The organism is Pseudomonas sp. MF6776 (assembly GCF_016613125.1).
Classification (GTDB): Bacteria; Pseudomonadota; Gammaproteobacteria; order Pseudomonadales; family Pseudomonadaceae; genus Aquipseudomonas; species Aquipseudomonas iridis.
On record NZ_JAENSQ010000111.1, the window covers coordinates 1 to 578 of the forward strand.

The following is a 578-nucleotide window of genomic DNA, read 5'->3' on the forward strand; positions in this document are numbered from 1 at the left end:
GCGTACGTTGACCCGCTTTTGCGGGCGTCGACGAGCGCCGCTGCACAGCACGAGGAACAAGGGATGTTCGCGCCGGCCAATGAAACCCACTTTGCCCTGACCATCGAAGGTCTTTCCGCTGATTTCCAGGTGTTTACCCTCACCGGCCGGGAAGCCATCAGCCAGCCCTTTGTCTTTGAGGTGGAGCTGGTCAGTGAAAAACCGTCGCTGGACCTCGAAACCCTGCTGCACAAACCGGCCTTCCTGCAACTGTCGCCCGACGGCAGCGGCATCCACGGCCAGATCTACCGCGCCGCGCAAGGTGACTCAGGCAAACGCCTGACCCGTTATTCGGTGACCCTGCGCCCGCAACTGTCGTACCTGGCGCACCGCGTCAATCAACGCATCTTCCAGAACCTCACGGTGCCGAAAATCATCGGCCAAGTGCTGGAAGAGCACGGCATCCAAAGCAACGCCTACGAATTCAAGACCGGCTCGATCTACCCCGAGCGCATCTACTGCGTGCAATACGATGAATCGGACCTGCATTTCATCCAGCGCCTGTGCGAAGAAGAAGGTATTCATTACCACTTCCAGCA

General features: G+C 58.8%; 1 protein-coding gene. It reads left to right on the forward strand.

The annotated features are described in order from the left end of the window. Positions 1 to 63 precede the first annotated feature (63 nt). On the forward strand, positions 64 to 578 hold a 515-nt coding region (vgrG, locus tag JJD74_RS30660), incomplete at its 3' end, for a type VI secretion system tip protein VgrG (protein ID WP_200618111.1).